The sequence below is a fragment of the Ensifer sp. Root142 genome (genome assembly GCF_001426785.1).
Lineage (GTDB): Bacteria > Pseudomonadota > Alphaproteobacteria > Rhizobiales > Rhizobiaceae > Ensifer > Ensifer canadensis.
The window spans coordinates 219,802-242,940 of the sequence record NZ_LMFK01000047.1 but is presented as its reverse complement, the minus strand read 5'-3'; the positions used below and the strand labels follow the sequence as shown (position 1 = coordinate 242,940).

24 protein-coding genes are annotated in these 23,139 nt (G+C 62.1%); 13 read left to right on the top strand and 11 right to left on the bottom strand.

Annotated elements, in window-relative coordinates; translation table 11 throughout:
- Nucleotides 1–63: 63 nt before the first annotated feature.
- Nucleotides 64–1,203 carry an alanine racemase gene (alr, locus tag ASD52_RS33290; protein ID WP_025426438.1) on the bottom strand — a complete coding sequence of 380 codons (1,140 nt, stop codon included), beginning with the start codon at nucleotides 1,201–1,203 and terminating at the stop codon, nucleotides 64–66.
- Between the two features lie 154 nt (nucleotides 1,204–1,357).
- Between alr and ASD52_RS33285 the strand changes: the two genes are divergently transcribed.
- The 3 genes from ASD52_RS33285 (at nucleotide 1,358) to ASD52_RS33275 (ending at nucleotide 3,294) form a co-directional block, all read left to right on the top strand.
- A complete protein-coding gene (locus ASD52_RS33285) occupies nucleotides 1,358–2,215 on the top strand; it encodes an AraC family transcriptional regulator (RefSeq protein WP_025426439.1) in 858 nt (285 codons plus the stop codon).
- 123 nt (nucleotides 2,216–2,338) lie between these two features.
- On the top strand, nucleotides 2,339–2,992 hold the full coding sequence (locus ASD52_RS33280; protein ID WP_051509157.1) for an AzlC family ABC transporter permease: 654 nt from the start codon (nucleotides 2,339–2,341) through the stop codon (nucleotides 2,990–2,992).
- On the top strand, nucleotides 2,989–3,294 hold the full coding sequence (locus ASD52_RS33275) for an AzlD domain-containing protein (RefSeq protein WP_057226531.1): 306 nt from the start codon (nucleotides 2,989–2,991) through the stop codon (nucleotides 3,292–3,294). Before ASD52_RS33280 ends, ASD52_RS33275 begins: the two co-directional genes overlap by 4 nt.
- An 18-nt stretch (nucleotides 3,295–3,312) precedes the next feature.
- On the opposite strand, the gene ASD52_RS33270 is transcribed toward ASD52_RS33275, so the two are convergent.
- The gene (locus ASD52_RS33270) at nucleotides 3,313–4,815 is read right to left on the bottom strand and encodes a replicative DNA helicase (RefSeq protein ID WP_025426442.1); all 1,503 of its coding nucleotides are present in this window, start codon (nucleotides 4,813–4,815) and stop codon (nucleotides 3,313–3,315) included.
- Nucleotides 4,816–5,143: 328 nt separating this feature from the next.
- Between ASD52_RS33270 and ASD52_RS33265 the strand changes: the two genes are divergently transcribed.
- The 3 genes from ASD52_RS33265 (at nucleotide 5,144) to ASD52_RS33255 (ending at nucleotide 8,376) form a co-directional block, all read left to right on the top strand.
- Nucleotides 5,144–5,587 (top strand): MarR family transcriptional regulator, encoded by a 444-nt coding sequence (locus tag ASD52_RS33265; RefSeq protein ID WP_025426443.1) that lies wholly within the window; start codon nucleotides 5,144–5,146, stop codon nucleotides 5,585–5,587.
- Nucleotides 5,588–5,724: 137 nt separating this feature from the next.
- Nucleotides 5,725–7,293: an MFS transporter gene (locus ASD52_RS33260; RefSeq protein ID WP_234907722.1), complete on the top strand. Its 1,569-nt coding sequence runs from the start codon at nucleotides 5,725–5,727 to the stop codon at nucleotides 7,291–7,293.
- A gap of 18 nt (nucleotides 7,294–7,311) precedes the next feature.
- Nucleotides 7,312–8,376, top strand: coding sequence for an HlyD family secretion protein (locus ASD52_RS33255; protein ID WP_025426445.1), 1,065 nt, complete (start codon nucleotides 7,312–7,314; stop codon nucleotides 8,374–8,376).
- A 73-nt stretch (nucleotides 8,377–8,449) separates the two neighbouring features.
- Here the strand turns inward: ASD52_RS33255 and rplI are convergent, their stop codons facing one another.
- The 6 genes from rplI to ASD52_RS33225 form a co-directional block, all read right to left on the bottom strand.
- Nucleotides 8,450–9,025 carry a 50S ribosomal protein L9 gene (gene rplI, locus ASD52_RS33250; RefSeq protein WP_025426446.1) on the bottom strand — a complete coding sequence of 192 codons (576 nt, stop codon included), beginning with the start codon at nucleotides 9,023–9,025 and terminating at the stop codon, nucleotides 8,450–8,452.
- Between the two features lie 33 nt (nucleotides 9,026–9,058).
- The gene (locus ASD52_RS33245) at nucleotides 9,059–10,012 is read right to left on the bottom strand and encodes a hypothetical protein (RefSeq protein WP_057226528.1); all 954 of its coding nucleotides are present in this window, start codon (nucleotides 10,010–10,012) and stop codon (nucleotides 9,059–9,061) included.
- 195 nt (nucleotides 10,013–10,207) lie between these two features.
- A complete protein-coding gene (gene rpsR / locus ASD52_RS33240; RefSeq protein ID WP_025426448.1) occupies nucleotides 10,208–10,456 on the bottom strand; it encodes a 30S ribosomal protein S18 in 249 nt (82 codons plus the stop codon).
- Between the two features lie 27 nt (nucleotides 10,457–10,483).
- On the bottom strand, nucleotides 10,484–10,930 hold the full coding sequence (gene rpsF, locus ASD52_RS33235) for a 30S ribosomal protein S6 (protein ID WP_025426449.1): 447 nt from the start codon (nucleotides 10,928–10,930) through the stop codon (nucleotides 10,484–10,486).
- 284 nt (nucleotides 10,931–11,214) lie between these two features.
- Nucleotides 11,215–11,727, bottom strand: a complete 513-nt coding sequence (locus tag ASD52_RS33230) for a ClbS/DfsB family four-helix bundle protein (RefSeq protein WP_025426450.1) — start codon at nucleotides 11,725–11,727, stop codon at nucleotides 11,215–11,217.
- 14 nt (nucleotides 11,728–11,741) lie between these two features.
- Nucleotides 11,742–12,785 carry an aldo/keto reductase gene (locus tag ASD52_RS33225; protein WP_057211451.1) on the bottom strand — a complete coding sequence of 348 codons (1,044 nt, stop codon included), beginning with the start codon at nucleotides 12,783–12,785 and terminating at the stop codon, nucleotides 11,742–11,744.
- Between the two features lie 249 nt (nucleotides 12,786–13,034).
- Between ASD52_RS33225 and fabD the strand changes: the two genes are divergently transcribed.
- The 7 genes from fabD to gmk all read left to right on the top strand — a co-directional run bounded on the left by fabD (nucleotide 13,035) and on the right by gmk (nucleotide 20,015).
- Entirely contained in the window at nucleotides 13,035–13,979 is a 945-nt protein-coding gene (fabD, locus tag ASD52_RS33220; protein WP_025426452.1) for an ACP S-malonyltransferase, read from the top strand.
- 27 nt (nucleotides 13,980–14,006) lie between these two features.
- Nucleotides 14,007–14,744, top strand: a complete 738-nt coding sequence (fabG, locus tag ASD52_RS33215; RefSeq protein ID WP_057211450.1) for a 3-oxoacyl-[acyl-carrier-protein] reductase — start codon at nucleotides 14,007–14,009, stop codon at nucleotides 14,742–14,744.
- Nucleotides 14,745–15,080: 336 nt separating this feature from the next.
- A complete protein-coding gene (locus ASD52_RS33210; protein ID WP_003531676.1) occupies nucleotides 15,081–15,317 on the top strand; it encodes an acyl carrier protein in 237 nt (78 codons plus the stop codon).
- Between the two features lie 221 nt (nucleotides 15,318–15,538).
- Nucleotides 15,539–16,804, top strand: a complete 1,266-nt coding sequence (fabF, locus tag ASD52_RS33205) for a beta-ketoacyl-ACP synthase II (RefSeq protein ID WP_025426454.1) — start codon at nucleotides 15,539–15,541, stop codon at nucleotides 16,802–16,804.
- 366 nt (nucleotides 16,805–17,170) lie between these two features.
- A complete protein-coding gene (gene mltG, locus ASD52_RS33200) occupies nucleotides 17,171–18,361 on the top strand; it encodes an endolytic transglycosylase MltG (protein WP_025426455.1) in 1,191 nt (396 codons plus the stop codon).
- Between the two features lie 103 nt (nucleotides 18,362–18,464).
- Nucleotides 18,465–19,352, top strand: coding sequence for a YicC/YloC family endoribonuclease (locus ASD52_RS33195; protein WP_025426456.1), 888 nt, complete (start codon nucleotides 18,465–18,467; stop codon nucleotides 19,350–19,352).
- A 3-nt stretch (nucleotides 19,353–19,355) separates the two neighbouring features.
- Nucleotides 19,356–20,015 (top strand): guanylate kinase, encoded by a 660-nt coding sequence (gmk, locus tag ASD52_RS33190; RefSeq protein ID WP_025426457.1) that lies wholly within the window; start codon nucleotides 19,356–19,358, stop codon nucleotides 20,013–20,015.
- A gap of 202 nt (nucleotides 20,016–20,217) precedes the next feature.
- Here gmk and rsmA read toward each other — a convergent pair whose 3' ends face one another.
- The 3 genes from rsmA to ASD52_RS33175 are packed head-to-tail and all read right to left on the bottom strand — an operon-like array spanning nucleotide 20,218 to nucleotide 23,030.
- The gene (rsmA, locus tag ASD52_RS33185) at nucleotides 20,218–21,045 is read right to left on the bottom strand and encodes a 16S rRNA (adenine(1518)-N(6)/adenine(1519)-N(6))-dimethyltransferase RsmA (RefSeq protein ID WP_025426458.1); all 828 of its coding nucleotides are present in this window, start codon (nucleotides 21,043–21,045) and stop codon (nucleotides 20,218–20,220) included.
- Complete coding sequence (gene pdxA / locus ASD52_RS33180) at nucleotides 21,045–22,073, bottom strand: 4-hydroxythreonine-4-phosphate dehydrogenase PdxA (protein WP_025426459.1); 1,029 nt, start codon at nucleotides 22,071–22,073, stop codon at nucleotides 21,045–21,047. The genes rsmA and pdxA overlap by 1 nt, the downstream gene beginning before the upstream one ends.
- A 15-nt stretch (nucleotides 22,074–22,088) precedes the next feature.
- Nucleotides 22,089–23,030: a peptidylprolyl isomerase gene (locus ASD52_RS33175; RefSeq protein ID WP_057226526.1), complete on the bottom strand. Its 942-nt coding sequence runs from the start codon at nucleotides 23,028–23,030 to the stop codon at nucleotides 22,089–22,091.
- Between the last annotated feature and the right edge of the window lie 109 nt (nucleotides 23,031–23,139).

The following is a 23,139-nucleotide window of genomic DNA, read 5'->3' as shown; positions in this document are numbered from 1 at the left end:
CGAAACGCGGAACAAAAGGTGATTTTCGACGACGGACTGTAAAGTATCGGTGCGAAAGCCGGCTCAGACCGCGCCGATATAGTGGCGGTCGTAGCGATGGCCGAGGCTGGTCAGCATCTCATAGCCGATCGTGCCGCCGGCGCGCGCCACGTCGTCCAGTGCGACATGCCGGCCGAACAGCTCGATATAGTCGCCGGCGCGCACCGCGTTTTCCGGCAGGTCGGTGACGTCGAAGAGGCTGAGGTCCATCGTCACCCGGCCGACATGCGGCACCTTCTCGCCGTGCAGAAAGCCGAAGGCGCCCGAAGGCGTCGCCTGGCGCAAGGTCACGCCACCGCCCGAGACGGAGCGGTGATAGCCATCGGCATAACCGACGGCGACGGTGGCGATGCGGCTGTCGCGGTTGAAGCGGGCAGACGCTCCGTAGCTTGCGTGCCCGCCGGCGGCGACGTTGCGTACCTGAATGATGCGGGCTTCTGCCGTCACGACCGGCTTCATCGGATTGGCGACGTCATTGACCGCTTCGCCGCCATAGACGGCGATGCCCGGGCGCGTCAGGTTGAAATGGTAGTCGTCGCCCAGGAACACGCCGCCGGAGTTTGCCAGGCTGGCATCAACGCCTTCGAATGCAGCAGAGGCTTCGCGGAAGCGTTGCAACTGATAACTATTGAGCGGGTTGCCCGGATCGTCGGCGCAGGCGAGGTGGCTCATGATCAGGACCGGCGAGAAGCTCGCCGGGCGGGCCGGATCGTTGGCAAGAGCGACGGCTTCTTCGACCGACAGCCCCAGGCGGTTCATGCCGGTATCGACATGCAACACGCAAGGGTGGTCGCCGCGCTCGGACAGCGCCGCCATGAAAACGGCAAGCTGCTCCTCCGAGTTGATCACCGGCACGAGATCATTGTCGAAGAACAGCACCTCATTGCCGGGCCACATGCCGGCCAGAATGTAGATCCGGCCTTCCGGCACCAGCGGCCGCAGGTCAGCACCTTCTTCCGCATTGGCGACGAAGAAATCGCGGGCACCGGCGGCGTAAAGCGCTGGCGCCGCCTCGTCGATGCCGAGGCCGTAGGCATCCGCCTTCAGCACCGCAGCGGCACGGGCCTTGCCCGAGCGGGCATTCATCGAGCGCCAGTTGTCTGCCAATGCGTTGAGGTCGATCGTGAGCCGGTTGGAGGCGGAGAGGAATTCTGGACTGAGCATGCCTGGCACTCTGCGTGGACGATGAAGGACCAATACAGCCAACCACGCTTGCCCGCAAATGCCGTCCTGTCGGATGGCGGCATTCGGTTGGGCGGCGAGGGCGAAGAGCACTTTTATGCAAGACGCTGGTCGTGGCGGACGTTAGGATCGCCACATGCACACGATTTCGCAGGAACAGGCCATCGATGTCATGCCGCTGGAAGGCGCGGAGCGGACCCGATTCTGGCGGGACCTCCGGTTCGATGGCATGGAATGCCTGACCGCGACTTTCATTACGCACGAATTTGCGCCGCACGCGCACGACACCTTCAGCATCGGCGCGATCGAGGCCGGCTCGCAGATCAGCAAGATCAGGGGCGAACGATCGCAAGCGGGGCCCGGCGACTTCTATCTCATCAATCCAGACGAGATCCATGACGGTCACCCAGGTGGTAGCGGTTACCGCTATCGCATGGTCTATCCGAGTACCGAATTGCTGGTGAACATTCTGGAAGATGTCACCGGGCGGCCGTTCAAGGGAACGCCGTCCTTTTCCAAGCGCATGCTGTGCGATCCGGATCTGGCCCACTCCTTCTATCACGCCCACAAGGCGCTGGAGCACGCGACTGGCGCGCTCGAAGCCGAGGAACGCATGTTCGGCGTGCTCGCCACCATGTTCGAGCGGCACGGCAGCACGATCATCGTGCCGGTCGAAACGAAGGAGCAGTCCGCGGTCCAGCGGGCGCGCGACTATCTGACCGAGAACTACGCGCAGGATATCGGCCTGGAGGAGCTGGCCAAGGTCGCGGGCCTCAGCCGGGCGCATCTGATCCGCGCCTTCCGGCGCCAGTTTCACATCACACCGCATGCCTTCCTGACTGACAAGCGCGTGCGGGCGGCAAAGACACTGCTGCGGCACGGCTGGTCGGCGGTCGATACCGCCTATCAGTGCGGGTTTGCCGATCAGGCGCATTTCAGCCGACACTTCAAGGCTCGAACCGGCGTCACGCCCGGCGCCTTCCGCGCCGGTTGATCACTTTCGTTCAATACGCCCCGCTCGGGCCGGTTTAGGTGTGCTCCGTTCGTTATCGATCGGGAGGCATGAACATTGAGCGACACGGGATTCGGTCCAGACTTTCGAGCCGGAGCCATGGCGATGGCGCCGCTCATCGTGGCGGTCATGCCGATTGGGCTCGTCTTCGGCGCAGTTGCCGCCGGCAAGGGGCTTTCGGGCGCGGAGGTGACATTGATGAGCGCGCTGGTTTTTGCCGGCGGCTCGCAATTCGTGGCCATGGACATCTGGACGCATCCGGCCTCTTGGGCGGCACTCGCTTTCTCCGCCTTGCTGGTCAATGTCAGGCACGTGCTGATGAGCGCGTCGCTCGGCGCCAAGCTCCAGGGGTTCTCAGGCCCGACGAAATACGCCTCGATGCTGCTGCTTGCCGACGAGATATGGGCAATGGCGGAGATGCGCGCGAAAGAGGGCAGGCTGACGCCCGCCTGGTTCGCGGGAATCGCCGTGCCGTTCTACTTCGTCTGGGTGACGACAAGCCTTGCCGGCGCGTTGCTGGGGGCCTTCCTTGGCGATCCGAAGGTGACGGGGCTCGACTTCGCCTTTCCCGCGGTTTTCATCGTGCTGGTGATGGGTTTCTGGAAAGGCCGTGAGACCGGGGTTGTGCTTGCCGCAAGCGCCGCTGCCGCGGTGCTGACGCATCAGTTTCTGCCGGGTGTCTGGTACATCGCCGCTGGTGCTGCTGCCGGGGTTGCGGTCGCGCTTCTTGCCGGCCGTAGCCAGGAGGTGCACGCATGACCGTCGATCCGAACACGCTTCTGGCCATCGTCGCCATGGCAATCGCAACCATTGCCACCCGCATCGGCGGCCTGGTGCTCATTCGGTTTGTGACGATCGGAGAAACGCAGAAGCGGGCCCTGGAGGCGATCCCGCCGGCCGTGTTGATGGCGGTGATCGCGCCGACGGTGCTGGTCACCGGGCCGGCGGAAACGATCGCTACGGTGGTAACGGCACTCGTCGCCATGCGGTTGCCGTTGCTCGCCGCTGTCGCGGCCGGCGTCGTGACCGTGGCGATCTTCAGAATGTTGCTGGGGGCGTAAAGACGCCCCCCGACTTTCTCAGTGTTCTTCGTATTGGGTGAAGGACGGATCGGCCAGATCGGTAAAGCGGGTGAATTCCGACTGGAAGGCGAGCTTGACGGTGCCGGTCGGTCCGTGACGCTGCTTGGCGATGATCACGTCGGCCGTGCCCTTCACCTGTTCCATCTTCATCTTCCACTCGTCGTACTTCGGATCGAATTCGTCGCGAGGCTCGAGGTTCTTCACGTAGTATTCCTCACGGAACACGAAGAGCACGACGTCGGCGTCCTGCTCGATCGAGCCCGATTCGCGAAGGTCGGAGAGCTGGGGGCGCTTGTCTTCGCGGCTTTCCACCTGACGGGAGAGCTGCGACAGCGCGATGATCGGCACGTTCAGCTCCTTGCCGAGTGCCTTCAGGCCGGTGGTGATCTGGGTGATTTCCTGCACGCGGTTGTCGCTCGATTTGCCCGAGCCGGTCATCAGCTGAATATAGTCGACGACCAGGCAATCGAGGCCGCGCTGGCGCTTGAGGCGGCGCGCACGGGCGGAGAGCTGGGCGATCGAGATACCACCGGTCTGGTCGATGAACAGCGGAACTTTCTGCATCATCTGCGAGCAGGCGACGAGCTTTTCGAAGTCGGCTTCGGAGATGTCGCCGCGGCGGATCTTCGAGGAGGAGACTTCGGTCTGCTCGGAGATGATACGCGTTGCCAGCTGTTCGGACGACATTTCGAGCGAGTAGAAGCCGACGACGCCGCCGTTCTTGGCCTTGAACGAACCGTCCGCCTGAACCTCCGGGTCGTAGGCGGCGGCAATGTTGTAGGCGATGTTGGTGGCAAGCGAGGTCTTGCCCATGCCGGGACGTCCCGCAAGTACGATCAAGTCCGAGCGCTGCAGGCCGCCCATGCGGGCGTCGAGCGACAGGATGCCCGTCGAAATACCCGACAGGCTGCCGTCGCGCTCGAACGCCGCGCCGGCCATGTCGATGGCAAGCGCGACCGCATCGTTGAAGGACTGGAAACCGCCGTCGTAGCGGCCGGTTTCGGCGAGCTCGAACAGGCGCCGTTCCGCGTCCTCGATCTGGCCCTGCGGCGGCATGTCGAGCGGTGCGTCAAAGGCGATATTGACCATGTCCTCGCCGATGGTGATCAGCGAACGGCGCAGCGCCAAATCGTAGATTGCGCGGCCGTAGTCTTCGGCGTTGATGATCGAGACGGCGCCGGCGGCAAGGCGGGCAAGATACTGCGCGACCGTCAGGTCGCCGACCTTTTCGTCGGCCTTGAGGAAGGTCTTGATCGTCACCGGGTTGGCGGTCTTGCCCATGCGGATGATGTCGCCGGCAACCTCGTAGATGCGGCGATGCAGGGGTTCGAACAGGTGGACCGGCTTCAGGAAGTCCGAGACGCGATAGAACGCATCATTGTTGACGAGGATCGCGCCGAGCAGCGCCTGTTCGGCTTCAAGGTTGTTCGGCGCCTCGCGGTAATGCTGGTCCGATTGGTCCTTGCCGATAGGGGCGAGCTTTCGCGCTGCGTCGTTCATGGTCGTTCGTCTCTGCCTCTTCTGGTGTGCACCCGGTTTGCTGTCTGCGTCTCTGCGGGTCAAGTGCAGCAGTGCCACAGTCGCAGACCATGTGGCGCGGCCCATCGCATTTGCCCGTTGTTCGACTGATCCACAGGCCGACATCACGAAAGTGCAAAAAATAAAGTCCGCATGAAGAACGACGTTGACGCCGCGAATCGCTGCAATCGGCGACTGCGCCAATTCTAGCGCCGTTTGCCCCCTCTCAAAACGCCGTCTTGAAAATTGCCTTGGGATGGATTAAATAGGAGCAGAATAATTAGCATGCTACTAATATGGAAAAGGTACTATGTATCAGCCCATCGTCAATCGCGAACTGTTCGACGCCTTGTCGATGGTCAATCGTAAGCTGCGGGCTGTCTTCGATGCCAGGGTGAAGGAGCGTGGCCTGACCCTGGCTCGGGCGAGGGCGCTGTTTGCGCTAACCAAGAAGGATGGCTTGAACCAGCGCGAACTGGCCGACGAACTGGATATCGAGACGCCGACGATCGTGCGCCTGCTGGACGGAATGGAAAAGCAGGGTTTCATCGAGCGCAGGGTCGAGGTGTCGGATCGCAGGGCCAAGCAGATCCACATGACCGAACTTGGGCGCACCATCGCCGACGAGATCCTGAAGCTTGCCGACGAGATCCGGGCAGAAGTGCTGCAGGGCGTCGGTGAAGACGAGGTCGCGGCGGTGCTGAAGGTCGTGCGCACCATCGCCGATAACGTTCAATCGCTGGCGAAGGAATGACATCGATGAGTGCCGCCGCAAGGCCCGCAGCAAACGACAACAGGACAGCCCTTGGCGACGACGAGGCGGAGGCGCCCTCTGGCGAGCCAGCACAACAGCAAGTCACGGCCACCGCAACGATGCCCGTGCCACGGCCGATGAGCGTTGCCAGGTCCGCGACCTACGTCGTCTGCTCGGCGCTACTGTTCCTCACCCAGGGCCTCGGCATGAATCTGGCGCTCGCCAATCTTACCCAGCTGCAGGGATCACTTTCCGCCACCTCGATCGAGGCCGCCTGGCTTTCGGCAGCCTACATGGCGCCGAATGTCTCTCTCTCGATCGCGCTCGTCAAAATCCGGGCGCAATACGGACTGCGCCGGTTCGCAGAAATCGGCATTGTCGGCTTTGTTATCGTTTCGCTGATGAACGTCTTTGTTTCCGATCTGCAGTCGGCGATCGTCGTTCGCTTCATCAGTGGCATCGCGGCGGCCCCCATGTCGACGCTCGGTTTCCTCTATATGCTGGAGGCCTTCCTGCCGGCGCGCAAGCTGACGGTCGGTCTTGCCCTGGCGCTGACCTGCACGACCATTTCGGCACCGATCACCCGGCTGATCTCGCCGAAGCTGATCGAATACGGCCAATGGCATGGGCTCTATACGCTCGAGATGGCCCTGGCGCTGATGGCGCTGCCGATCATCTACCTGCTGCCGCTGACGCCGGTGCCGCACGCCAAAGTGATCCAGCGCACCGATATTCTGAGCTACCTGCTGGTGGCTGTCGGCTTCGGCTGTATCGCCATCGTGCTGACCATGGGGCGGCTCTACTGGTGGTTCGAAGCGCCGTGGCTGGGTGTGCTCCTGGCTGTGGCGATCGTGGCGCTGACCAGCGTGGTGCTGATCGAACTCAATCGTGAACTGCCGTTGATCGACGTTCGCTGGCTCGCCTCCAGGGAGATCCTGCATTTTACCGCGGTGCTGCTGGTCTTTCGCCTTGTCGCCTCGGAGCAGTCGGCGATCGCGGCAAACTTCTATCAGCTGCTCGGATTGCAGTTCGAGCAGGTCGCGACGCTTTATTGGGTCATTCTCGGCGCATCGATCGCCGGCGGCCTTTTGTGCGCCGCACTAATGAATCCTGACCACGCCGAGTTCGTGCATGTTCTGGCGCTGAGCCTGCTGGCTGGCGGTGCCTATATCGACAGCCAGGCGACCAATCTGACACGACCCGAGCAGATGTATATCAGCCAGGCCATGATCGCCGCCGGAACCGCTCTGTTCCTGCCGCCGGCCATGGCCAGCGGCTTCAAGGCGGCGCTGATGAAGGGGCCGAGCTACATTCTCAGCTTCATCGTCATCTTCCTGTTCACCCAAAGCATCGGTGGCCTGATCGGCACCGCGACCTTCGGAAGCTTCGTCACCCTGCGGGAGAAGTTCCATTCCAATGTGCTGGCCGAGCAGATCGTGATGTCGAACCCGCTCATCGCCCAGCGCCTCAGCCAGCTGGCCGCAAGCTATGGCCGGGTGATCGGCGACAGGACCTTGCTGAACGGCGAGGGCGTGGCGTTGTTGGGGCAGCAGGTTACCCGCGAGGCCAACATTCTCGCCTACAACGATGCCTTTCTGCTGGCGTGCGGCATTGCCCTTTGCGCGTTGGCCGGTCTGCTGGTGCATATCCTTTACAAGCGGATCGCGGCGCGCCTTGCGCCTCCCGCACCCGCCTTCTCTTCTTGACGAACAGAGTTGACGACCATGCTGAAATCCTTGCGCTCACCCACCACGATCATCGTCTTGCTCGCCGGCCTCTCGGGCCTCGCCCTGGTTCTCTATGCCTGGCGACTGCCGCCGTTCCCCAGTTCCGTCGAGATGACGGAGAACGCCTATGTCAGGGGTTACCTGACGGTCATGAGCCCGCAACTGTCAGGTTATGTCGCCGAGGTGCCGGTGCACGACTACGAGGAGGTCAAGGCCGGGCAATTGCTCGTCAGGATCGACGACCGGATCTACGCCCAGAAACTGGCCCAGTCAGAGGCGACACTTGCCGCCCAGAAGGCATCGCATGCCAATTCGCGTCAGCAGGAACTGTCGGCCAAGGCCGGTATTGCTGCCAGCGCAGCACAGCTGGACAGCGCGAAGGCTGCGTTCAACAGAGCGAGCGCATCTTGGGACCGAATCCGGCCGTTGGCGGAGAAGGGCATCTCGACACGCAGCGAAGCCGATCAATCGCGCGCAGCGTTCGAACAGGCACAGGCCGCCGTCAACCAGGCCGAAGCGGGGCTGGAGGTTTCGCGCCAAGCACTGGCCACCACGCTTGGCGCCCGTGCCGGTCTGCAGGCTGCCGTTGCCGGCGCCGAGGCCGCCGTCGAACTGGCCCGGATCGATCTGGAAAACACCCGGATCGTCGCTCCCCGTGACGGAAAGCTCGGCGAGATCGGTGCGCGCCTCGGCCAATATGTCACCGCCGGCTCGCAATTGCTCGCCGTCGTGCCGCATGATGTTTGGGTGCTTGCGAATTTCAAGGAAACGCAGCTCGACGGCATGAAGGCCGGCCAGCCGGTGACCATTTCGGTCGATGCGCTGCAAAGGAACACGCTGACCGGGCACATCGAGCGCTTTGCGCCTGCCGCCGGCTCCGAGTTCAGCATCATCCGCCCGGACAACGCCACCGGCAATTTTACCAAGGTCGCCCAGCGCGTGGGCGTCCGGATCGCCGTCGATCCCGGCCAGCCGCTTGCCGATCTCTTGTCGCCCGGCCTGTCGGTCGTCGTACGTGTGGACAAGGATGCAGCACCTGTGGCCGAGCTTGCCCACAGCTGAAGTCAAGCCGACAGCAAAGAAAAAGCCCGGGTCCAAGGATCCGGGCTTTCGCATTCAGAATGGCCTGTAAGGCTTATTCTTCTTCGCCTTCGAATTCGGCTTCCGGGTTGAAGAAGTCTTCCGGCTTCAGGGCATCTTCGTCAACGCCGTAGATGGCGTCGGCCGAGGTCAGGCTTTCGCCCTTTGACTGGCGCTCAGCTTCTTCAGCCGAACGGGCAACGTTGACTTCAACCGCGATTTCGACTTCCGAATGCAGGTGCAGCGTGACGTTGTGCAGGCCGATCGACTTGATCGGGTGGTTCAGGTCGACCTGGTTGCGGCCGATGTTGAAGCCTTCTGCAGCCAGCACTTCGATGACGTCGCGAGCGGCAACCGAACCGTAGAGCTGGCCGGTTTCGCCAGCGGAACGGACGATGATGAAGGACTTGCCGTCGAGGTTCTCGGCAACCTTCTGGGCTTCCGACTTGCGCTCGAGGTTACGGGCTTCGAGCGTCGAACGCTCGGATTCGAAACGGGCCTTGTTAGCAGCGTTGGCGCGCAGTGCCTTGCCGAGTGGCAGCAGGTAGTTGCGTGCGAAGCCGTCGCGAACCTTTACGGTTTCGCCCATCTGGCCGAGCTTTGCGATACGTTCGAGAAGAATGACTTGCATGTTCGTTTCCTTTCAGAGTTCAGTTTTCGTTGGTCAGTTTTTTTCCACCGGGGTGACTGCGATGGTGCGTCGCGTATCGGTCAGGCCCGTGAGGAGGAAGAAGATTGCCGGGATCGTGAACACGAGCACCGACAGGTATGCGATCCACAGCACGGGAAGCCGCCAGGACTTGCCGCGCGTGCGGAAATGGAAGGATGCGAAGCCGGCGAGCAGGAAGCCTGCACCGAAGGTTCCGCAGACCAGCGCGCCGATCGTGGCAGGCGCGCCACCCAAGAAGGTCAGGACAAGGCCGCCGAGAAAGATGAAGATCGCATTGCGGTGCATGCGCAGCGTCGACGGAATGTCTTCGCGGGGGCGCAGCGACCGGCCCGACATCTGCACGATGCGGGTGGCGACATAATAGGCGGAAAACAGCATCACCACCCAGACGGCGCCCTGGATGAGCGGCAGCGCCAGCGTGAAGATCGACTTGATCTGGGAGATCGCCGCAGCATCGGGGTTGTAGAGCGGTTCCTGCGCCTTCACCGCCTGAATGACGATGTCGACCATACGGTCGGACACATCAGAATCATATCCGACGATGAAGCCGACGATGATCATGCCCGCGGTCACCAGGCCGGCGAGGTGGCTGAGAATGTCGGAAAGCGGGTACCAGGCAAGCGCGCCATCAGGTCCGCCGAGCTCAGTGGCCGGGCGCGCCAGATTGGCGAGATGGCTGAGCCAGCCGGCCGGAATGAGCGTCACGACGAGAATCAGCAGCGCGAAATAGGGCGAGACCAGAGCGGCGGCAGTAGCGCCGGCGCTGACGATGGCCGTGATGGCGGCCGCATTGCCCCAGCCAAGACCGGCAATGAGAATGGGAAGCGCCGAAGCGGCATAAAGAACGATCGCAAGCGACGACTGCGTATTCGCGCCCATCGACAGAAGGGCACCGGTAAAGCCGGCGAGAACGCCGGTCAGCAGCGATGTCTTGTTCAACTTGTTCACGTTCGCTGTCCTGCTTCGTGCAGTTAGGGGATGGCCAAAGGCTCAACCCCAACATGGGATTTCCGAGTGTTTCCACACGGGTTCCGATCCGCGCCCAACGCGGAAGGGAGAGGGCAAGGCGATCACCCAAGGGGAGCGCCTTGCCCTAGAGTCGGTTTCCGTTGAGTCAGGCGACCAACGGAACGTCAGCCGTTCTTACGAAACGACGTAGGGCAGCAGGCCGAGGAAGCGGGCGCGCTTGATCGCCTGGGCGAGTTCGCGCTGCTTCTTCTGGGAAACGGCCGTGATGCGGGAAGGAACGATCTTGCCGCGCTCGGAAATGTAGCGCTGCAGAAGACGGATGTCCTTGTAGTCGATCCGCGGAGCGTTTGCGCCCGAGAAGGGGCAGGTCTTGCGGCGACGGTGGAACGGGCGGCGAACCGGAGCGGAAGAAACTTCAGCCATTGTCTTTAATCTCCTAAAGCTTCTTGATTAAGCGCGGTCTTCGCGCGGACGACGCGGGCGGTCTTCGCGGTCGCCACGGTCCGGACGCGGACCACGGTCACCGAAGCCACGCTCCGGACGGTCGCCATCGCGGCGCGGACGGTCGTCGCGGTCGCGCTTCTGCATCATGGCAGACGGGCCTTCTTCGTGCTTCTCGACGGCAATCGTCATGTAGCGCAGGACGTCTTCGTTGATGCGCATCTGGCGCTCGATTTCATGAACGGCCGCTGCCGGAGCATCGATGTCCATGAGAACGTAGTGAGCCTTGCGGTTCTTCTTGATGCGGTAGGTGAGGGACTTGAGGCCCCAGTTCTCGACGCGACCGACCTTGCCGCCGTTTGCTTCGAGCACGCCCTTGTACTGCTCGACGAGACCGTCGACCTGCTGCGGCGTGATGTCCTGGCGGGCCAGGAATACGTGTTCATAAAGAGCCATTGTGGCTTACCTTTCTTGCGTTAATCAGCCCGGACATCGGCGGCTAAGCCTCAACGACTGTTCTTATTGGCTGACAGGCAGCCGGCAAGAAAGTGTTGTATCGAGACGGTCGAGAGCGGAGACACGGGAGGCCGGAAAGACTTGCAATCCTAACGGCTCCCCTCGAGGAAGCCGGCCCTCCGTTCAGCCACCAGCCAGAAGACCGGGCATTTCGAACAGCGCGCTTATACGCATATTTCATCGAAAGGCAAGGCTTGCGCGGTCTTTTCGCCACGCTTTGCCCTTTAAGCGGCTCCCTTGAGCTTCTTCCACTGGCGCAAACGACCTCGCGCATTGGCATAGGGCGAGGACGTGTTGAACTGGATCATCCGGCCGAGCGGCCATTTGCCGTACCACGCCTGTCCGTAGAGGGTCTGATCGTCACGCGCCTCGATCAGTGCGACCAATGCGTCCTTGCTGGCCGCGAGGCGAGACAGGAGTTCCGAAGGCGGGAGCGCTCGGTAGTCGCCGTAGAATTTCTGCGCGAGACGACCGAGCTCGTTCCACTTGTACCCCGTTTCCGGAAAGTCGACCGGCAGACCTTGCTCGTCCCATTCGATCCATTTGACCACCAGTTCGCCCCAACCGGTGAGGTAGGCGACGAGGTCGCCGACGCTCATCATCGTGCCCTTGGCGTGTCCATCGAGCGATGGTTCGGCGAATCCCGCCGGCGGAATGCCATCGAGTTCGCGCTCGAGCTTGGCGAATTCGGTCTCGATGGCGTTCAGCAATTCCGCTTTCGTCTGGGGCACGGCCATCTGCTGTTTCGCGCTCAGATCGGCATCGGATAGAGCCGGTGCAGGCGACGAATGCCGTTCATGACATCCTGCGACAGCGTCATTCCGGCAGCGCCGAGATCCGTCTTCAACTGATCCATCGAGGTTGCGCCGATGATGACGGACGCCATGAACGGGCGGGCGAGGCAGAAGGCGATCGCCAGTTGCGACGGGTCGATCCCGTGTTCGCGGGCAAGCGCCACGTAGCCGGCGACGGCCGGTTCCTGGTGTGGCGTGAAGCGACCGCCGAGATCGCCGTTGATCGCAAGGCGCGACCCAGTCGGCCTGGCGCCGTCAAGATACTTGCCGGTCAACAGGCCGGCGGCGAGCGGCGAATAGGCGAGCAGCCCGACGTCCTCGTGGTGTGAGAGTTCGGCAAGGTCGAGGTCGTAGGCCCTATAGAGAAGATTGTATTCGTTCTGGATCGAGGCAACGCGCGGCAGCCCGTGCCGCTCCGCCATGTCGATCAGCTTCATCGTGCCCCAGGCGGTGTCGTTGGACAGGCCGATCGCGCGTACCTTGCCTGCCTTCACCACGTCGCCGAGCTTTTCGAGGATAGCCTTCAGGTCGGCGGCCACATGGGCCTTGTTCTGCTTGGCGGGCTCATAAGACCAGGCGTTGCGGAAATGGTAGTGGCCGCGGTTCGGCCAGTGGATCTGGTAGAGATCGATGTATTCGGTCTTCAGCCGCTTGAGGCTGGCGTCGACCGCCTCGCCGATGCCCTCAGGGGTGATCGGGCCGCCGTTGCGGATGTAGGGGCGGCCGGAGCCAGCGACCTTGGTGGCGACAACGACGTCGTCACGGCGGCCGCGCTTGCCCAGCCACTCGCCGATGATGCGCTCGGTATTGCCGTAGGTTTTGGCGGAAAGCGGGGTCGTCGGGTAGAGTTCGGCGGTGTCGATGAAGTTCACGCCTTTGTCGAACGCATAGTCGAGTTGTTCGTGCGCCTCAGCCTCGGAATTCTGAGAGCCCCAGGTCATTGTGCCCAGGCAGATTTCGGAAACCTTGATGCCGGTCCGGCCAAGCGTGTTGTAACGCATGCAGTGATGGTCCTTGTGAAAGGCGAGCCTCGACCCGGGAGGAAAGGGGTGCCCGCGGCAGAATTGGGTGAAGGCCGCAAGCCCAGGGGACGGTCGATCGGGCAGGGCGGCGATGCGCGGCAAACTTACGCCTTGATTGGCGAAGATCAAGGGCAAAAGGCCGGCTGAAGCCCGCAAAGCCGGGCCCGCGCGCTTGACTCGCCGGTCAGGAATGTGAATGGAGAGGAAAACCAGGGAAGGGACAATCCCATGAGTATTGCATTCACGTTTCCGGGCCAGGGCAGCCAGGCTGTCGGCATGGGCAAGGATCTGGCGGACGCGTTTCCGGAAGCAGCGGCAGTGTTTGCCGAGGTCGACGACGCGCTCGGCGAAAAACTCTCCGAGATCATGTGGAACGGCCCCGAGGAAACGCTGACGCTGACGGCGAACGCCCAGCCGGCGCTGATGGCGGTATCGATGGCGGTGATCCGTGTGCTCGAAGCCAAAGGCCTCGATCTGAAGAGCAAAGTCTCGTTCGTGGCCGGACATTCGCTCGGCGAATATTCGGCGCTCTGTGCCGCCGGAACCTTCTCGATCGCCGACACCGCGCGCCTGCTGCGCATCCGTGGCAACGCCATGCAGGCGGCCGTGCCCGTTGGCAAGGGCGCGATGGCGGCCATCATCGGTCTTGAGCATGCGGACGTCGACGCGATCTGCCGCGAAGCTTCTGCTCTCGGCTCCTGCCAGATCGCCAACGACAATGGCGGCGGTCAGCTGGTGATCTCCGGCGAGAAGGCGGCCGTCGAAAAGGCTGCGGCACTTGCATCCGAAAAAGGCGCCAAGCGCGCGCTGATGCTGCCGGTCTCTGCGCCCTTCCATTCGAGCCTGATGGCGCCTGCCGCCGAGGCAATGCGTGAAGCGCTTGCCAAGGTCGAAAAGCACAATCCGTCCGTGCCCGTTATCGCCAACGTCCTGGCCGCTCCCGTCAGCAACGCCGAAGAGATTGCGCGCCTTCTCGTCGAGCAGGTCACCGGCCAGGTTCGCTGGCGCGAGACGGTGGAATGGTTCGCCGCCAACAACGTCACGACGCTTTATGAAGTGGGCTCCGGCAAGGTTCTTACCGGGCTTGCCCGCCGGATCGACAAGTCAGTCACCGGTATTACTGTCAACACGCCTGCCGATATCGACACCGCGCTCTCGGCGCTTCTGGCCTGAGTGCTCCAGTTATAAGGAATCAATCCGATGTTCGATCTTTCCGGCCGTAAGGCTCTTGTAACCGGTGCATCCGGTGGTATCGGCGAAGAAATCGCCCGCATGCTGCACGCTCAGGGCGCAATCGTCGGCCTTCACGGCACGCGCGTCGAAAAGCTCGAGGCGCTTGCCAACGAACTCGGCGAGCGTGTCCAGCTGTTCCCGGCCAATCTTTCCGATCGCGCCGAAGTCAAGGCGCTCGGCGAAAAGGCCGAGGCTGAACTGGGCGGCGTCGACATTCTCGTCAACAATGCCGGCATCACCAAGGACGGCCTTTTTGTTCGTATGAGCGACGACGACTGGGACAATGTTCTGGAGGTCAACCTGACCGCCGTGTTCCGCCTGACCCGCGAGCTGACCCATCCGATGATGCGCCGCCGCTTCGGCCGTATCGTCAACATCACGTCGATCGTCGGCGTCACCGGCAATCCCGGCCAGGCCAACTACTGCGCCTCGAAGGCCGGCATGATCGGCTTTTCGAAGTCGCTCGCCCAGGAAATCGCCACCCGCAATGTCACGGTCAACTGCGTTGCGCCCGGCTTCATCGAGAGCGCCATGACCGGCAAGCTGAACGACAAGCAGAAGGAAGGCATCATGGGAGCGATCCCGATGAGGCGCATGGGCACCGGTGCCGAGATTGCATCTGCCGTCGTTTATCTCGCTTCGAACGAGGCAGGCTATGTCACCGGCCAGACCATACACGTCAACGGCGGCATGGCAATGATCTGACGAGGTGTCCGGGGCCTGCATGCCACGCACGCGAAACGGGCGTGATCTTGGCCTGCAATGCTCCGGCACACCACCGGCCAAATGCCTGAAATTCAATGTTGAGCAAGCGATTGTCAGGCATTTTCGCACTTTGCGGCAGACTTAAACCGTGTTAATCGGGCCATGACTGTTAGCAGTCGACCGGCCCCGCCAGGTGTCCGGCAGCCTTGGCTGCCTTGGGTTTGCCGCGGTTCTGGTTGGATGGATTGCCCGTTGGACCGTCTTGGTCTATCAGGCTTATTGAGAGTACCGGTGCCAGAAAGGCGCCCAGAGAAACGAAGGTCGAGGAACTCCGACATGAGCGATATCGCAGAACGCGTAAAGAAAATTGTTATTGATCATCTTGGCGTCGACGCCGAAAAGGTCAGCGAAGGCGCAAGCTTTATCGATGACCTCGGCGCGGACTCGCTCGACACCGTCGAACTGGTCATGGCATTCGAAGAAGAATTCGGCGTCGAAATCCCGGATGATGCCGCGGATTCGATCCTGACTGTCGGCGACGCCGTCAAGTTCATCGAAAAAGCTCAGGCCTGATCTTTTGCGATCAAGCCATTGGCGGGCCGCGTTCAGCGGCCCGTAATCAGCCCAGGGGAAGTGGGCTGTCTCGCGCTGGGCGCGGGTTTTCGATCAGCAAAGCGGTCCCGCATTTCCCTCTGATCGTTGCTACAAGAACTTAAAATGGATGCACGGATCGGGTTCGTCACGCGTGGTCCGATCCGGCTCTGAAATTGAACAGTCAGGGTGGGTCGCGGACTATGAGACGTGTCGTTATCACCGGTACCGGCATGGTATCTCCCTTGGGTTGCGGAACCGAGGCAACTTGGGCGCGCCTGATCGCGGGCGACAATGCTGCGCGCAAGGTCACGGAATTCGAAGTCGAAGATCTGCCCGCGAAGATCGCGTGCCGCATTCCGTTCGGCGATGGCTCGAACAACACCTTCAATGCCGACGACTGGATGGAGCCGAAGGAGCAACGCAAGGTTGACCCCTTCATCGTCTATGCGATGGCCGCTGCCGACATGGCGCTGGCCGATGCCGGCTGGAAGCCCGAAAACGACGAAGACCAGATTGCAACCGGCGTCCTGATCGGTTCGGGCATCGGCGGTCTCGAAGGCATTGTCGAAGGCGGCTATACGCTGCGCGACAAGGGGCCTCGGCGCATTTCGCCCTTCTTCATTCCCGGCCGTCTGATCAACCTTGCCTCGGGTCAGGTCTCGATCCGCCACAAGCTGCGTGGTCCCAATCACTCTGTGGTCACCGCCTGTTCGACCGGCGCCCACGCCATCGGCGACGCAGGCCGCCTGATCGCGCTCGGCGATGCCGACGTCATGGTTGCCGGTGGCGCCGAATCGCCGATCTGCCGTATCTCTTTGGCCGGCTTTGCCGCCTGCAAGGCGCTATCCACGCAGCACAATGATGATCCGCAGAAGGCATCGCGTCCCTATGATGTCGACCGCGACGGCTTCGTCATGGGCGAGGGTGCCGGCATTGTGATCCTTGAAGAGCTGGAACACGCCAAGGCGCGCGGCGCCAAGATCTATGCTGAAGTCGCCGGCTACGGTCTCTCTGGCGATGCTTACCACATTACCGCGCCGTCCGAGGATGGCGACGGTGCCTACCGCTGCATGCAGATGGCGCTGAAGCGCGCCGGCCTGACGGCGGCAGACGTCGACTACATCAACGCCCATGGCACATCGACGATGGCCGACACGATCGAGCTTGGCGCCGTCGAGCGGCTGGTCGGCGAGCATGCCTCGAAGATCTCCATGTCGTCGACCAAATCGGCGATCGGCCACCTGCTGGGCGCCGCCGGCGCTGTGGAAGCGATCTTCTCGGCGCTGGCGATTCGCGACGGCGTCGCACCGCCGACGCTGAACCTCGACAATCCCTCCGTCGAGACCAAGATCGATCTCGTACCGCATGTTGCGCGCCAGCGCGAAATCAACGTCGCGCTGTCGAATTCCTTCGGCTTCGGCGGCACGAACGCTTCGCTGGTTCTGCGCCGCTACACCGGCGTTTGATATTGCCGAATTATCAACGGGGCGATGCATGTCACTGGCCCGTTGATCCTGCTTTTGCCGCATTGCTCGCTACAAGCATGTAGCAGGAGGACGTGTCGGCCCTTTTCAGGGATTGGCGCTGCCTGACGGCTATGTTCGCGCAAGGCACATCTGACAGTTTGTTGTATCGCTATTGCCGGGCGCATGCTGGCTGTCTTCGAGCGAAAACGCCGTTGACCGGCGGGTGCGCCGAGACCATTTATTCCACTGCCAATCCAAGGGGATGGCTGCGGCTCAAACGTTTTGTTTTATACCTGCCACGGTCCAGGCCGAAATTCGCACCGCGGCAGCTAGAATGAGGATGCGAATTTCGGGTTCGGGACAATCGTGAGCGACTCTAACGAGAACGGCGCGGCGCAATTCGGCCGCAGCGACACCGGGAACAACGGGCCGATCATTCCGAAATCGGCCAGCGAAGCCTTGCGCCCCGAGAAGGCGCCGCAGCCGCCTACGAAGCGTTCGCGCAAGGCGCGCAGCCAGGTCGTGATCTTCCTGAATTTCGTCATGACCGTTATCGTCTTCGTCGCGCTCGCAGCGGCCGGTACCGTCTATTATGCGATGCATCAGTACGAAAAAGCAGGCCCGCTCGAAGCCAACAAGAACTTCATCGTCAGAAGCGGCGCCGGTATCAGCGAGATCGCCAGCGGCCTCGAGCGTGGCAACATCATCACCGATGGCCGCGTCTTCCGGTTCGTCTCGGAGGCTTACCTGGACAACGACACACTGAAGGCCGGCGAGTACGAGATCAAGGCTGGATCATCGATGCAGGAGATCATGCAGCTCCTGAAATCCGGCAAGTCCATTCTCTATTCCGTGTCGCTGCCGGAAGGTCTGACCGTCAAGCAGATGTTCCATCGCTTGTCCGATGACGAAGTCCTCGTCGGCGACCTGCCGCAGGAGCTGCCTGCCGAAGGTTCGCTGAAGCCTGACACCTACAAGTTTACGCGCGGCACCAAGCGCGTCGAAATCGTCCAGCAGATGGCGGCTGCCCAGAAGGCGCTTGTCGACCAGATCTGGGAAAAGCGCGATCCGAACCTCCCGGTCTCGACTGTCGAGGAGTTCGTGACGCTTGCGTCGATCGTGGAGAAGGAAACCGGACGCGCCGACGAGCGCCCGCGTGTTGCCTCGGTCTTCATCAACCGGCTCGACAAGGGCATGCGCCTTCAGTCCGATCCGACGATCATCTACGGCATTTTCGGCGGTGACGGGAAACCGGCGGACCGGCCGATCCTGAAGTCGGACCTCGATAAGGATACGCCCTACAATACCTATATCATCAAGGGCCTGCCGCCGACGGCGATCGCCAACCCGGGCCGCGCCGCACTTGAAGCCGTTGCCAATCCGTCGCGCACACCGGAACTCTACTTCGTGGCCGACGGCACGGGCGGCCACGTCTTTGCCGTGACATTGGATGAACACAACGCCAATGTTCGCCGCTGGCGCAAGGTCGAAGCCGAAAAGGCAGCCGAAGCGGCAAAGGCCGCCCAGGACGCGGCAACGACGGCACAGCCTCAGTAACAACGGCCTGCATTGTGGACGGACTTGTCACGGCGCGGATATCCCTTGCGGGATACCGCGCCGTCGCCTTATTGCTTTTCCAGAAAATGCCACGGAGGTGAGGATGCCGCTCCAATCGATGACCGGCTTTGCCCGGAGAGAAGGCAGCAGCGGCCGGCATCGCTGGGCCTGGGAATTGCGCTCCGTCAACGGCAAGGGCCTCGATGTCAGGCTTCGCCTGCCGCAGGGACTTGAGCGGTTCGAGCCGGATGTGCGCCGGCTCACTGCAGAATTTTTCTCAAGAGGCAATCTGCAGATCAGCCTGTCCGTCAGTGGAGCGGAGAGCGCTGTCGAAGCGGTGGTGAACCAGGCGGCGCTGACGGCTGTCCTGACCTTGCGCGAACAGCTCGGAGACCTCGTCGATCCCGCACCGCTCAAGTTCGACACGCTGCTGGCGATCCGAGGCATTGTCGACTTCCGTGAGCCCGAGGAGAGTGAAGCGCAACGCGCGTCCCTCGACGACGATATCATGACGGGCCTCAAGCTTGCTCTCAGCGATCTGCGCAGCATGCGCGCCGAAGAGGGCGGGGCGCTCTGTCAGATCCTGCTGGCGCAGGTCGGCAGCATCGAAGCACTGACGGCAACAGTCGAGAATGATCCCTCGCGCAGCCCGGGGGCAATTGCCGAAAGGCTGGCGCAGCAGGTGGCGCTGGTGATGGGCAGCGGCTCTTCGCTCGATCGCGACCGGCTGCATGCCGAAGTGGCACTGCTTGCGACCAAGGCCGATTTGAGAGAGGAGCTGGACAGGCTTGGCTCTCATATTGTCGCTGCCCGCGACCTCTTGTCGAAAGGCGGGCCGGTCGGCCGCAAGCTTGATTTCCTGGCACAGGAATTTAACCGCGAATCGAATACGATCTGTTCCAAATCGAATGCGGCAGTGGTCTCCGCCGCCGGCATCGAGTTGAAAGTGGTGATCGATCAGTTCCGCGAACAGGTTCAAAATCTGGAGTAACGCATGAAACCGGCGACCCCTTCGCCCATCAAGATCGCCCGCCGCGGGCTGATGCTGGTCATTTCCTCACCCTCGGGTGCGGGAAAGTCGACGATCGCGCGCAATCTGCTGGAAGCCGATCCCGATATGAGCATTTCGGTAAGCGTGACCACGCGTCAGCGCCGTCCGAGCGAAATTGATGGACGGCACTATCACTTCAAGTCTATCCGCGAGTTCGAAGCATTGCGGGCGACCGACTCGCTGCTGGAATGGGCTGAGGTTCACGGCAATTTCTACGGCACACCGCGCGACGCCGTCGAAGCGGCGATGGCTGCAGGCCGCGACATGCTTTTCGATATCGACTGGCAGGGCGCACAGCAGCTTCAGGAGAAGATGGCCGGCGACGTCGTCTCGATCTTCATCCTGCCGCCGTCGATGGCCGAGCTGCAATCGCGGCTGCATCGTCGCGCCGAGGACAGCGAGGAAGTGATCGCCACGCGTCTGGCCAATTCACGTGCAGAAATCGAGCACTGGCGCGAGTACGACTATATCGTTCTCAACGACGATCTCGACCGCGCCTTCTCGGCGGTACGCGCCATCGTCGAGGCCGAGCGCCTGCGCCGAGATCGCCGCCCGGGCCTGTTCGAATTCGTCAATGGACTTCTGACGGAAAACCCGTTCTGACCGGAGGCATGGCCGGCAATCCCGGCCATCCGTAGATATTGCTATCGCGGGTACGTTTGCCGCTCCCGCAAAGCCGCAGCGCCCTTTCGGGCGACATGCGCTAGAGCGTTTCCGGTTTAAGCGGAGTCGCAGAAACGCTCTATCTCCTTGTTTTTATGCATTTCCTGACGGAAAACCGCTTCGCACTTTTCCTGGAAATGCTCTAGAGGCAGTTTGCCAGCCGACAGAATTCTTCCACGGAGAGCGTTTCGGCGCGCCGCTGTGGATTGATGTCGGCTTTTGCCAGCAGCGTTTCGCCACCAAGCGGCTTCAGGCTCTGGCGGAGCATCTTGCGGCGCTGGCCGAAGGCGGCGTGCGTCACTTTCTCCAAAGACGACACCGCGCAGGGGATCGGATTGGCGACCGGCTCCAGATGCACGACCGAGGATGTCACCTTGGGCGGGGGCGTGAAGGCCTGCGGCGGCACGTCGAAGGCCATGCGGGCGTTCGTTCGCCAGCCACACAGAACCCCCAGACGCCCGTAATGATCGTCGTCAGCGTCGGCCACGATCCTCAAGCCTACCTCGCGCTGAAACATCAGTGTCAGCGACTGCCAGAAGGGCGGCCATGTCTTTGGCAGCAGCCAATTGACCAGAAGCTGCGTGCCGACATTATAGGGCAGGTTGGCGATGATCTTGACCGGGCCACCACCGGTGATCTCCTCAAAGTCAATCTTGAGCGCGTCACCCTCGATGACATCGAGACGGTTCGGATAGTGGCCGGAGATTTCGGCAAGCGCCGGCAGGCAGCGCGCGTCCCTTTCGATCGCCACTACCTTCTTTGCGCCAAGTGCTAGGATTGCTCGCGTCAGGCCGCCCGGGCCTGGGCCGACTTCGATGACTGTCACGTCCTCGAGCGGGCCGGCCGTCCGGGCAATCTTCTGTGTGAGATTGAGATCGAGCAGGAAGTTCTGCCCGAGCGCCTTCTTGGCGTCGAGGCCATGGCGTTGGATGACATCCCGAAGCGGCGGGAGCCCGTCGAGAGCGGCCATCAGACGATAACTCCTGCGGTATTGTTGGAAAGTTCTGCCGCGAGCTTCAAGGCTGCGAGCAGGCTGTCGTCCCTGGCAATGCCCTTTCCGGCGAGGCTGAAGGCGGTGCCATGATCGGGCGACGTGCGGATGAAGGGGAGGCCGAGCGTGACATTGACGCTATCGTCGAAACCAAGTGCCTTGGCGGGGATGAGCGCCTGGTCGTGATACATGCAGATCGCCACGTCATAGGTCGCACGCGCGCGGTCGTGAAACATCGTATCGGCGGGCAGAGGCCCGGTTGCATCGATGCCTTCGGCGCGCAGCCGTTCGACGACCGGACGGATAATGGCATCGTCTTCGGCGCCCAGCGCTCCACCTTCGCCGGCGTGGGGATTGAGCCCGGCGAGTGCCAGCTTCGGCCTGTCGAGGCCGAAGCGCGTGCGAAGATCCGCCGCGGTAATGGTGCAGGTTCGATAGATCAGATCTGCCGTGAGCTGGGCGGGCACGTCTTTCAGCGGGATGTGGATGGTCACCGGCACGGCACGAAGCTTGGGGCCGGCCAACATCATCACCGGCAACAGGGGCTCGCCGGTGGCCTTCTCCGCGAGATCAGCAAGGTATTCGGTATGGCCGGGGAAGCGGAAGCCGGCTTCGTAGAGCACGGCCTTGGCGATCGGGTTCGTGACGACGGCTGAAGCCTCGCCATCCATGACCAGCTGTACCGCTGTGTCAATCGACCCCGTTACGGCCGGAGCGTTGGCAGAATCGGCCTCGCCAGCAATGACGGGAGAAGGGCAGCGCACCGGCAGAACGGGCAAGGCGTCGGCAAAAATGGAGACGGCATCCCGGCAATCGGTCTCGCGGATCGCAACCGTATGCCCGAGCAATGCTGCCCGCGCCGCGAGAACTGTGGGGTCACCGATGAAAAGGAATGGCGGGGTCGCGCGTTCACGGCGGCCAAGCCAGGTGGTCAGGCTAAGGTCGAGTCCGATCCCGGCAGGATCGCCCATGGTCAGGGCAAGGGGCCCGCCGGTCGTGTCACGCATTTTTGCCCGCTGATCTTACTTGTTGACGATCTGCGCCTTCTTGCGCAGTTCTTCGAGGTACTTTTCGCTGTTCGGGTCTTCACCGCCGGCCTTCTTCTTGCCGATGTCCTCGGCGCGGAAGACGATTTCGGCTGCGGTGTCGTCATTGACCTGGCGCTTCTTGCAGATCGCCAGGAATTCGACGCCCTTTTCGGTCACGCGTGTTCCCGTCGTGTTGCCGTCGCCGGCCTTCTCGACGAGCGGCTTCCACTCGTCCGGCAACTGCTGGACAAGCATGCGGCCGAGATCGCGGATAGAAACGTCACGGTAGTTTGCCGCGAAAACCTTGGCGGTATCGCATCCCGGGAACTGACCACGCGCTGCGTTGGCTTCCGCCTGACGCTTGCCGGTGATGGCGCCGCGCTTCTTCTCCGGAATGACGAAGATGACCTGCTTGAGATAGTATTCCGTTGTGACCGGCTTGGTGCCTCCGCCTTCCATCATGCGCTTGACGAGATCAGCGCCTTGCAGGCGACCTGAGTTGCCGAAACGGAAGTTGACGGCGCGAGGCCAGCTCATCTGCACCGCGATGAACTGCTTGAAATGGTCGGAACCAACGCCGGCTTGATCGAGAATCTTGCCGAGCTGCTCCGGCGAGAGCTTGTTGCCGGCTGCAAAGCGCGCATAGGCCGCGTCCACGTCCTGCGTACTGACCGACTGGCCGATCCGCGCGATCTCGCCACGCTTAAGCACCTCGTCGACGAGCTGCTTCTTGGCTTCTTCTGCGCCACCAGCCTGGCGTTGCAGGCGAAGGAAGGCGACGCGCTTGGCAACGTCGCCGGAGGTGATCACGGTGTTGTTGACCGTTACCGTCACCTGGCTTGCAGCTTGCGCGCTGGCGCAAACGGCAATGCTCAGGCTGCCGGCCAAAGCCAGTGCCGAAAGCGTCCTCAAGATCGACATTTTCCCGCCCATCATCTTTTCCTGTCCTTCGCGCGGGCGAAGCCTGGTGCTTCGATCCGCAGCCCGGCTCACGCCGTTGTTCTATCTTGTCGGAGGGAATGCATAATACATGCGGCCAAACGAT

Bases quoted from the DNA above. Each gene is read 5' to 3' on its own strand.
- fabD (WP_025426452.1), top strand. From the start codon at position 13,035: ATGAGTATTGCATTCACGTTTCCGGGCCAGGGCAGCCAGGCTGTCGGC.
- fabF (WP_025426454.1), top strand. From the start codon at position 15,539: ATGAGACGTGTCGTTATCACCGGTACCGGCATGGTATCTCCCTTGGGT.
- rplI (WP_025426446.1), bottom strand. From the start codon at position 9,025: ATGCAAGTCATTCTTCTCGAACGTATCGCAAAGCTCGGCCAGATGGGC.
- ASD52_RS33210 (WP_003531676.1), top strand. From the start codon at position 15,081: ATGAGCGATATCGCAGAACGCGTAAAGAAAATTGTTATTGATCATCTT.
- ASD52_RS33275 (WP_057226531.1), top strand. From the start codon at position 2,989: ATGACCGTCGATCCGAACACGCTTCTGGCCATCGTCGCCATGGCAATC.
- ASD52_RS33260 (WP_234907722.1), top strand. From the start codon at position 5,725: ATGAGCGTTGCCAGGTCCGCGACCTACGTCGTCTGCTCGGCGCTACTG.
- gmk (WP_025426457.1), top strand. From the start codon at position 19,356: ATGAAACCGGCGACCCCTTCGCCCATCAAGATCGCCCGCCGCGGGCTG.
- ASD52_RS33195 (WP_025426456.1), top strand. From the start codon at position 18,465: ATGCCGCTCCAATCGATGACCGGCTTTGCCCGGAGAGAAGGCAGCAGC.
- ASD52_RS33280 (WP_051509157.1), top strand. From the start codon at position 2,339: ATGGCGCCGCTCATCGTGGCGGTCATGCCGATTGGGCTCGTCTTCGGC.
- pdxA (WP_025426459.1), bottom strand. From the start codon at position 22,073: ATGCGTGACACGACCGGCGGGCCCCTTGCCCTGACCATGGGCGATCCT.
- ASD52_RS33175 (WP_057226526.1), bottom strand. From the start codon at position 23,030: ATGATGGGCGGGAAAATGTCGATCTTGAGGACGCTTTCGGCACTGGCT.
- rsmA (WP_025426458.1), bottom strand. From the start codon at position 21,045: ATGGCCGCTCTCGACGGGCTCCCGCCGCTTCGGGATGTCATCCAACGC.
- ASD52_RS33285 (WP_025426439.1), top strand. From the start codon at position 1,358: ATGCACACGATTTCGCAGGAACAGGCCATCGATGTCATGCCGCTGGAA.
- alr (WP_025426438.1), bottom strand. From the start codon at position 1,203: ATGCTCAGTCCAGAATTCCTCTCCGCCTCCAACCGGCTCACGATCGAC.
- ASD52_RS33270 (WP_025426442.1), bottom strand. From the start codon at position 4,815: ATGAACGACGCAGCGCGAAAGCTCGCCCCTATCGGCAAGGACCAATCG.
- ASD52_RS33230 (WP_025426450.1), bottom strand. From the start codon at position 11,727: ATGGCCGTGCCCCAGACGAAAGCGGAATTGCTGAACGCCATCGAGACC.
- fabG (WP_057211450.1), top strand. From the start codon at position 14,007: ATGTTCGATCTTTCCGGCCGTAAGGCTCTTGTAACCGGTGCATCCGGT.
- rpsR (WP_025426448.1), bottom strand. From the start codon at position 10,456: ATGGCTGAAGTTTCTTCCGCTCCGGTTCGCCGCCCGTTCCACCGTCGC.
- ASD52_RS33255 (WP_025426445.1), top strand. From the start codon at position 7,312: ATGCTGAAATCCTTGCGCTCACCCACCACGATCATCGTCTTGCTCGCC.
- ASD52_RS33225 (WP_057211451.1), bottom strand. From the start codon at position 12,785: ATGCGTTACAACACGCTTGGCCGGACCGGCATCAAGGTTTCCGAAATC.
- ASD52_RS33265 (WP_025426443.1), top strand. From the start codon at position 5,144: ATGTATCAGCCCATCGTCAATCGCGAACTGTTCGACGCCTTGTCGATG.
- rpsF (WP_025426449.1), bottom strand. From the start codon at position 10,930: ATGGCTCTTTATGAACACGTATTCCTGGCCCGCCAGGACATCACGCCG.